Here is a 2,501-nt window from a genome sequence, read left to right on the forward strand (position 1 = left end):
GTCCGACCGCTGCCCCGAATTGAAGGGGATTGAGACCGACGGCGCGATCCACATGCGGGTTTTGCCTTCCGTCCGACCGCTGCCCCGAATTGAAGGGGATTGAGACGCCGAGCGGGAGCGCGTCCCGCCGGTGCTTCGACGTCCGACCGCTGCCCCGAATTGAAGGGGATTGAGACCTCCGAATGCGATCACTGCCACCGCAGTGCCGATGTCCGACCGCTGCCCTGAATTGAAGGGGATTGAGACGCCGAAGCAGCGCCTTAAAGCGCCGCGGCAGGTCCGACCGCTGTCCCGAATTGAAGGGGATTGAGACAGATAGCGCTGGATGCATCGCTCTACCCATTCGTCCGACCGCTGCCCCGAATTGAATGGGAGTGAGGAAGCAAGTCTTTGGCCCCGGAAGGCGCGCTGCGCCCGTTGGCGACCCGCGGGCCGGCTTCGGTGGGATGCGGGCCGGGCTCGACGTGCCCGGCGCGGGATGTGTCGCCCATCACGCGGGGGCACCGTGCGGCATGAGTCGCGGCTCGTGGTGCTGCCTGACGAGGGGGCTCGGCATTGGGGGTGCTGATGAACGGCAGGTCCCGCGGCGTGGTGGCGCAACGGCCGGCGACGTGGGTCCTGGCGGTGGCGGGCGAGCGCGGCACCGCCGACATCCGGCGGGCGTCACGGGCAGTGCGCGGCCCTGCGTTGCCGTCCGCGGAGCGCGGCGCCAGCGCGGCGACCGGGCGACCGCCCTGGGGCAGGTGCGTAGCCGCGCGTCCGGCTTCGGCCACTAGGCCGGTGCGCCGGGCATGACCTGTCTGCGCAAGCCCCGGGCGGACTGCGGACTCTCGGCTCGCTGGCGGCTGCGCGGGCTATCGCCGGCGGATCTGGGCGACATCGGCGCGGCGGGGCTCGGCTTCGCGAGCATCGACGGGCGCGACGTGCTGATGGTCAGGCAGGGCCAAGACGTCATGCCCCTGGGGAATGCGGCTCAAGCCCGTGCCGATTGCGCGGGCCTCGCGCGCTGCGCGGGGACCACCAGATCGCCCATCGCGCGCCGACGCCGAAGAGCTGAGCGATGTTTCGCTTAGTCCCTTATCCCGGAGCTCTTGAACAAGATGACGAAGACGTTTCAGTGGCTCGCGCGGAACCCGCGTCGTTGCTGGGCTCCGGGCGAGCGAAGCCGGTAGCGAGCTTTATTGGTTCCGACTTGGCCGGGTTAGGGAGAAGCCGATTGCTTGGGCACCCTGCCCAACCATCGGACGGAGCCGGAAGACGCGGTCTCCCGGCTGCTGCATTGTCGGTGCCTTAATAGCACTGGCAATGGCCGGGCATCCTGCCCGGCGGGATACGCCAAATACTTCGGCGTTTGCTTAGGGCGCGGGCGCCGTCAATGCAGCGTCACGCCCGCCGCACGGAGGGTTGCGGGGCATCGAGCGCCGGCTTCGGGCAGGTCCGCGCCCCAGTGCACGGCGAGCCGTCGGGAGGTCTTGCGCAGCAGCGGTAGGCGCGCGGCGTCCGGGTGGCGCGTGAGGCGCAGGAGGTGCTCGCGGATGGCCGTCGGCAGCGCGGGCGATGGCTCTAGGGCCTGGCGCGAGAGCAGGAAGAGCAGGATGGAGAACAGCTCCTCGACGGTGGGCTGGTCGGACATGGCAAGGGTTCCTCGGCTTGGACGGCGACTCGACTGGGGTGGGCGCCCATCCGTTTGGCCGGATCGGCCCGGCAACGGCTTGACGCCCCTCGGGACACTGTAGAGAATGATAACAGTTCGCATTTGATGTGGGCCAGCAGCTTGTTGGGGCCGGCTGGTGCCGGCGCGACCCGGCGCTGACGGCAGCGCGGTGAATAGCCCGGAGCGCACGCCGCCGTGCGCTGATCGACCGGCGCCCGCGGCCTCGGGGCAATGGGAGCGAACAGGCTGGCTGCGCCGCGTGCGCGCCGTCGTTATTCATCCACAGGTCCACGACAGGAGCATCCCATGGCCAGCATCGGTCTCTTCTACACCTCTGAAACCGGCAACACGCGCAAGATTGCGAAGCTCATCGCGCGCGAGCATTTCGACGCGGACGTCGTCGCGCTGCACCCGTTTGAGCGGGCGAGCGCGGAGGACGTCATGGGCTACGACGCGCTGATCTTCGGCGTCCCCACCGTCGGCGACGGCGAGTACCCCGAGACCTTGCAGGACTTCCTGCCCGAGCTGGATCAGGTGGACTTCAGCGGCAAGCGCGTCGCGCTGTTCGGCCTCGGCGATCAGGTGGGCTATCCGATGGAGTTCGTAGATGCCCTGGGCATGCTTTACGAGCACCTAGAGGGCCTCGGCGCCCAACTGCTCGGCCACTGGCCCACCGACGGCTACGAGTTTGACTTCTCGAAGGCCGATATCGGCGACGGGTGCTTCTGCGGGCTGGTGCTGGACCAGGACAACCAGCCGGACGAGACGCCGCAGCGCCTGGCGAAGTGGTTGGACGGGATTCGCGCGGATCTGCTCGGCGGGGGCTGAGGGCGCGGCGACACCGAAC

The 2,501-nt window shown here is 68.9% G+C and carries 2 protein-coding genes; one reads left to right on the forward strand and one right to left on the reverse strand.

From position 1 onward, the window contains the following. Positions 1 to 1,372: 1,372 nt before the first annotated feature. Positions 1,373 to 1,633 (reverse strand): hypothetical protein, encoded by a 261-nt coding sequence (locus ML01_RS26525; protein ID WP_058558369.1) that lies wholly within the window; start codon positions 1,631 to 1,633, stop codon positions 1,373 to 1,375. Between the two features lie 327 nt (positions 1,634 to 1,960). Between ML01_RS26525 and ML01_RS26530 the strand changes: the two genes are divergently transcribed. After that, positions 1,961 to 2,482: a flavodoxin gene (locus tag ML01_RS26530; protein WP_058558370.1), complete on the forward strand. Its 522-nt coding sequence runs from the start codon at positions 1,961 to 1,963 to the stop codon at positions 2,480 to 2,482. Positions 2,483 to 2,501 lie beyond the last annotated feature (19 nt).

The organism is Thiohalocapsa sp. ML1, assembly GCF_001469165.1.
Taxonomy (GTDB): domain Bacteria; phylum Pseudomonadota; class Gammaproteobacteria; order Chromatiales; family Chromatiaceae; genus Thiohalocapsa.

Bases quoted from the DNA above. Each gene is read 5' to 3' on its own strand.
- ML01_RS26530 (WP_058558370.1), top strand. From the start codon at position 1,961: ATGGCCAGCATCGGTCTCTTCTACACCTCTGAAACCGGCAACACGCGC.
- ML01_RS26525 (WP_058558369.1), bottom strand. From the start codon at position 1,633: ATGTCCGACCAGCCCACCGTCGAGGAGCTGTTCTCCATCCTGCTCTTC.